Source organism: Acinetobacter sp. ANC_7635, assembly GCF_056779945.1.
The window spans coordinates 26,197-32,714 of sequence record NZ_JBWYIS010000020.1; the positions used below are offsets into that span (position 1 = coordinate 26,197).

Sequence of the window (6,518 nt, forward strand, 5' to 3'; positions counted from 1 at the left end):
GCATATTACACGTATTATTTGATGAAGCATTAACTTCATTTAATTTTTAAGATCAATGGCATAGCCGGTGAGGAGCAGCATGGCCTTATTACCAATTTTAAGTTTTCCTGATCCCCGTTTGCGTACTATTGCCAAACCTGTAGAGGAAGTGACGGATGAAATTCGTCAACTTGCTGCAGACATGTTTGAAACCATGTATGAAGCACCAGGTATTGGTCTAGCTGCAACCCAAGTTGATCATCATATTCAGCTTATCGTCATGGACTTATCTGAAGATAAAAATCAGCCGATGGTTTTTATTAATCCTAAAGTCACCCCATTAACTGAAGATACCCAACCTTATGAAGAGGGTTGTCTATCAGTTCCACAAATATACGATAAAGTTGAGCGTCCGTCACGCGTCAAAATTGACGCAATTAACTTAGAAGGGCAAGCTTTTGAATTAGAAGCTGATGGTCTTTTGGCAGTATGTATCCAGCACGAAATGGATCATCTGAACGGAAAATTATTTGTTGATTATTTATCTCCTTTAAAACGCCAAAGAGCGCGTGAAAAGGTAGAAAAAGTCGTTCGTCAGCGTCAAAAAGAAAAAGTTGCTGTAAAGCGTTAATTCTCTAAGAATTTTAAATATGTTGATAAAGCCCAATTTCGATTGGGCTTTGTTATAATTGCTCAAATTTTATTTGGAATGACAATTTGTTCCGCAATGGGTTGCTGCTGAGTTTCGCAGCAGTATTATTACAGATCGCTGTTTTTCTTCAGCCTTTGCTTCCAGCGCAATACCAAATTGCGCCGGTCTGCGAAACGATCACCCGTGCCTTATTCGAACAACCTAGTCATTCTGGTCTTACCACGCTCGTTCATCACGCTCATCATGTTTCCACTTCACATGCGTTACATGAACATCATGAGTTTAAGCGCTATGTTGAATCCTCGCATAGTGGGCACGATCATCATGACCCAAACCATCAATGCCAATACTGTACTGTATTTGGTAATTTGATTTTGCCACCTGAGCTGAATGTTAAAGAAGTTTTTGTACGTTTAAATATACGTTTGATCGTCTTCCAAAAAGCGTTCAAACATATTTATTTCGACTTACAGCGTTTATTCCTTTTACCTCAAGGTCGGGCACCGCCACTCTTTTCTTAAATATTGTCTTTATTTTTAGGGTCTTGAATGACTCTAGCATTGTCATATTTAAATTTTGAGTGAATATATCATGGCTCAGCCAAAATTCTATTTACAGCCACTAGCGGCTGCGATTTCCATTGCCTTTATTGCGCAAACTTCGTTTGCTGAAGTCCAATCTACAGCTTCAAATCCAACACCTGATACACACATGACGAACTTAGCGCCAATTGTTGCTACAGCTCTACAAGGTAATGATGCTAATGGCTTGATTGTACGGGCAAACCCGAAGCAACCCATTCAGCCTATTCCTGCGTCGGATGGCGCAGATTACTTACAAAGTATTGTAGGGTTTAGCAGCGTAAATAGTGGTGCAGGTACGAATGGTGATGTGACCTTTCGTGGAATGTATGGATCACGAATCAAAATTCTAACAGATGGAACTGAAAATTTAGGCGCATGCCCGAGTCGTATGGATTCACCGACTTCGTATATCTCACCTGAGAGCTATGATCGAATCTCGGTGATTAAAGGTCCCCAAACTGTCCAGTACGCCAATACAGGTTCAGCAGCCACTGTGATTTTCGAGCGACGCCCAGAACAATTGAATGATGAAAAAAATTATCGAGGTCAGGCAAGTGTATTAATGGGCTCTTTTGGGCGTTTAGACCAAAATATTGAGGCAGCGGTAGGAGATGAACAAAAATATATTCGAATCAATAGCAACCGGTCAGTCTCAAATAGTTATCAAGATGGTAATGGGGCGACCGTACCATCAGATTGGAAACGATGGAATGCAGATTTAGCATTGGGCTGGACACCTAATGCAGATACATGGATCGAGTTAACTGGCGGTAAGGCTGATGGTGAGGCTGTATATGCTGGGCGAGATATGGATGGTTCTAAATTTGCCCGCGAGAGCTTGGGATTAAGATTTGAGAAAAAGAATCTCTCAGAGGTAGTTAAAAAAGTTGAGGCGCAAGTCAATTACAACTTTAATGATCATATGATGGATAATTTTAGTTTGCGTGATGTTGATGGGGCGGATCGCGCTATGAATGTGACACGTCGTACTTTAAATGCACGTTTAGCCACAACGATGGAGTGGGATAAAGCAATATTCATTACGGGTGTTGATACTCAGAATAATCAACATGCTGGTGGAATGTATCATTCAAGCATGCCAATGATGAATACTCCACTGACAGAGGATATGAAGTTTCAATCTTATGGCGGGTTCACTGAATTATCATATCCATTGAATGATCATAATAAGTTGGTCACAGGTGTTCGGGTTGATCAAGTTAGGATTAAAAACTTAAAAATGGTTCAAGAACGTCAGGAAACATTACCAAGTGGTTTTATACGGTTTGAAAATCAACATCCAGAGCATGATGCTAAAACCTATATTGGTCTAGGCTATGTAGAGCGCGTACCAGATTATTGGGAGTTATTTAAGACAGATTACCAAGGCAATGCTGTTGCTACTTTCAAGGATTTAGAAACAGAAAAAACCTTACAGTTGGATGTTGGATACCAACATAATCACGGGGCATTCAGTTCATGGGCATCAGCTTATGCTGGTTTGATCGATGATTTCATATTATTGAATTATGACCCAGCAAAAATGACTGGTCATGGTAAAAATGCTGCTGATTCTCGAAATGTCGATGCGACAATCGCAGGGGCAGAAGCTGGTGTAGGTTATCAATTTACCGATGCTGTTCAGGCAGATCTTAGTGCGATGTATGCTTGGGGAAAAAACACAACTGATCATCAACCTTTACCTCAAATATCTCCGTTGGAAGCACGTGTAAATTTAAGATATGTGCAAGAGCGTTTTAACTTAGGTTTATTGTGGCGTGTGGTAGATGGGCAGGATCGTGTCAGTATTAATCAAGGTAATATTGTAGGTAAGGACTTTAAAACGAGTTCAGGTTTCTCGACGCTGTCTTTAAATGGTACTTATCAAATTCATCAAGGTGTTGATTTGAGTATTGGAATTGATAATGTTCTGGATAAAGTTTATACGGAACACTTAAATAAAGCAGGTAGTGCTGGATTTGGTTTTGCACAGAATGAGCAATTTAATAATATAGGACGTAATTATTGGGCGCGTGTGAGTATGAAGTTCTAGTCATATTCAGTTTATTTGACGTATTAAGCCTAACACCCATTTAGATCGCCGTCTTAATGGGTGTTTTCTTTGAAATTGTCAGACATAAAATATGAATGTCCTTAAATGATATTGTGATGAGGTTATCATTATTTTAAAAATAATAAAAAAGAAGTAATGGATAATAAAATGACAACAATGAGTCAAGTTCATCAACTACATGGTCGTAAAGTAAAATTTGATTTCAATCATATTCCAAAGCATTGGATTGAAAATGACCCTGTTTCCACCCATATGTTGAATACAGCACATATGATTTTACCTGCGGGTGAGTTTTGGTTTTGCCGTGTATTTAATAAAGCTTTACCGTTCGTCAAAGACGAACAATTAAAAGCTGACGTGAAAGGTTTTATTCAGCAAGAAGCGATTCATGGTCGTACTCATCAACATGCACAAGTTTATTTTGATCAACATGGATTAGATGTAAAGCCGTTCATTCAACGCATGCATTATCTTTTTGAAATCCTTTTGGGAGAAAATCCAGTAGGTATCAAAATGATGAAAAAAGTGGTTGGTGAAAAACGTTGGTTAATCTTCCGACTGGGTGTGATTGCAGCCATTGAGCACTATACTGGTGTGGCAGGGCAGTGGAGCTTGGACAATACTTCATTGGATAAAGCCGATCCAATCATGGCTGATCTATTCCGTTGGCATCTTGCTGAAGAAGTTGAACATCGTACGGTTGCGTATGATTTGTTTAAACATATGTTTGAATCAGAGTTTAATTTCCAAATTTCAAAAAATGCTTTGATGACCTTTATCTTCCCTATTATGGCAGCGGTTTGGGTTGAAGGCGGCAAAACAATTTTGAAACAAGATAAAGATGCAGGTAAGTTTAGACATATGGGTACTTTAAGACTCATTATGCAAATGGAAAAAATTAGTCGTAAGACCGATCATATTCCTACCTTCAGTCATTTAACTTTAGCTACTATCCGTTGGTTTAGTCCAAAGTTTCATCCTGTGCAAGAAGGTAATACTCAACAAGCTTTGGATTATCTAGCACGCTCTCCATCAGCACTTCGAGCTGAGCAAGAGGCGACATTAAAAATGGCTTAAAAATATACATGCAAAAAACCGAGCCTTAGCTCGGTTTTTTATTTATTGATGCATACTTGCCAGCTGTTTTCCTGCATTTTGATATAAATCGAGAGCTTGCTCTTGTTGTGATCGCCCTTTACGCTGTAAATAAAGATCAAGCTTTGGTATTTTTTTTGCGCCAGCATAAATCACAGTATTTTTAGTCAGTAGATACAGTGGATACCACGGCAGTATTCGAGGCTTAAGCCCTAAATTTTTCATTTTTTTACGGCCCATAAAGATTTGGGTAACATCTAAGTGATTCTGGTAGGCTTTCTTCTGCATGAAACGTTTAAAATGTTTATATTCGCGTTCAAATGGTTCTTTGGATAGGCTTACTGCAAGCTGACGACTACTTTCATCCACTTGAGGATGAGCATAATTCATCCATTGCAATAATTTCCAGCCTTCAGACTCTTTATCAATCAGCCAGTGTTCGTCAACACCCATTAACCAGCCTGTATATTTCCAAAAATGCATAATCGCATCGACTTCACTTTTATTTGGAAAAATACCGATTGCTCGAATACCTAAAAGCATTACACCGCTGAAAGCAATATTTGTCATTGCCTGATCATATTGGTTAATCGGCATTCCCCAAATATCCCAGTCCCAATCTTTAGATTTTTTTAGATGGTAGCGAACTAAAGAATGGATGAAACGCACAAAAATTGTTGAAGTAAAGCCATCATTAAAGCGTTGAAATCCATTCGGCTTAGTAACATCTAGCCACCATTTATGCGTTTCTGCTAAGCGCTTGCCTGCATATTTGCTTAGAGCACCTGTTAAAATTAAAGGTTGATTAAAGCCAGGGTATTGATATCCAGTCATTAGCGCGAGATCACGCATAATAAAAGTGACATTCGAGCCTAAACGATGTGTGAATTGAATTGCACGATCAATTTTTTCTTGATCGAACCAAACAGGCTGTTGTTCCACGAGATCAAAGAATGCTTTGATTTCAGGGACTGGTTTGGGAAGAGCATCTAAGCCTTGATATAAGGCTGTTTCAAAAAGCTTTCGATTTTCGCGTGGATTGGTCATCACCCAATCCATTAAGCGATCCATCGGCAGATCACCCGTATGTAAACTTTCATTTAACTCTAAATATTCAGCATAAGTTGGAATGAAGTTTTGATCGGTCATTTTGTGTAGAAGCTTGGACAATAGATCGCTACGCTTCATTCGCTCATATGAAGCCATACGTTTTGGAATGCTAAAATTTGACATGGTGTAATTAATCTGGTTATTGTTTGATCAAAGATTAATATGAATATTTATTCGCATTCAATTCGCATTATTAGAATGGCAGCTATGAGAAAAAGACCACAACAACAAAGAGCAAAGCTGGTAGTCGATAGTATTTTGGAAGCGACTCTGATATGCATTTCTGAAATGGGCCTAGATCAAGTCACTACGCCAAAAATATCTGAAAAATCAGGGGTGAGCGTCGGCTCTATCTATCAATATTTCGAAAATAAAGATCAGATAATTTTAGAATTGTTACGCCGTAAGAGTGAAAACTTAGGTTTGTCACTTAAAGCGCTGGCGATGAATCAAGAAGAAATGGATTTAAAAACCTTAGTCGATGTTAGTCTTCAATTCGGATTTGATGTAATGAGAGAAGATAATGGTTTCTTCTTTGAAGTCCTCAAACATTGGCATGGCTACAACAATTCCGAAGCAGCAAAGGTTTTAGAAAAGCATTTTTTTGAAGTTGGTTTATATGTATTTAATCGTTTCTATCGTCATTGGGACTTCGAAACACTTAAGCATAAATCTTTTGTGATTATTAATAGTACCTTGTTCACAATGATGAGGTTTGTAAGCAACAATGATTTTCTTATTTCAGAACAACAGCTTAAAAGAGAACTAAGTGCAATGATTTTATCTTATTTAGACAGTGATAAGAGTTAAAAGTTCATACAAATAAAAAATTATATATAAAAAACATATAGTTAATGTTTATTTGGTTTATTAACTATACAAACAAATAGAAAAGATTGAAAAAGTAGTTGCGTAAGAAAATAAATGGCCTATAATGCACATCCATCGGCGGTGATGTTGATTAAAACTTGTTGAAAAACAAGGGTTTAGCTGAATAGGTTGGATCTAAGTTTTGAGAATAAGT

At 38.0% G+C, this 6,518-nt stretch carries 6 protein-coding genes; 5 read left to right on the plus strand and 1 reads right to left on the minus strand.

The window, feature by feature from the left end; genetic code table 11:
• Nucleotides 1–79 precede the first annotated feature (79 nt).
• The 4 genes from def (at nt 80) to AC1M89_RS14430 (ending at nt 4,366) form a co-directional block, all read left to right on the plus strand.
• Nucleotides 80–610: a peptide deformylase gene (gene def / locus AC1M89_RS14415; RefSeq protein ID WP_035268228.1), complete on the plus strand. Its 531-nt coding sequence runs from the start codon at nt 80–82 to the stop codon at nt 608–610.
• An 86-nt stretch (nt 611–696) separates the two neighbouring features.
• Nucleotides 697–1,152, plus strand: coding sequence for a DUF2946 domain-containing protein (locus AC1M89_RS14420; protein ID WP_481592440.1), 456 nt, complete (start codon nt 697–699; stop codon nt 1,150–1,152).
• A gap of 70 nt (nt 1,153–1,222) precedes the next feature.
• Nucleotides 1,223–3,268, plus strand: coding sequence for a TonB-dependent copper receptor (locus AC1M89_RS14425; protein WP_481614379.1), 2,046 nt, complete (start codon nt 1,223–1,225; stop codon nt 3,266–3,268).
• A 168-nt stretch (nt 3,269–3,436) separates the two neighbouring features.
• Nucleotides 3,437–4,366, plus strand: coding sequence for a metal-dependent hydrolase (locus AC1M89_RS14430; protein ID WP_092768017.1), 930 nt, complete (start codon nt 3,437–3,439; stop codon nt 4,364–4,366).
• A gap of 42 nt (nt 4,367–4,408) precedes the next feature.
• Here AC1M89_RS14430 and AC1M89_RS14435 read toward each other — a convergent pair whose 3' ends face one another.
• Nucleotides 4,409–5,617 (minus strand): oxygenase MpaB family protein, encoded by a 1,209-nt coding sequence (locus AC1M89_RS14435; RefSeq protein ID WP_481592442.1) that lies wholly within the window; start codon nt 5,615–5,617, stop codon nt 4,409–4,411.
• A gap of 84 nt (nt 5,618–5,701) precedes the next feature.
• Here AC1M89_RS14435 and AC1M89_RS14440 point away from each other — a divergent pair, with 84 nt between their 5' ends.
• Nucleotides 5,702–6,304, plus strand: coding sequence for a TetR/AcrR family transcriptional regulator (locus AC1M89_RS14440; protein ID WP_035268244.1), 603 nt, complete (start codon nt 5,702–5,704; stop codon nt 6,302–6,304).
• Nucleotides 6,305–6,518 lie beyond the last annotated feature (214 nt).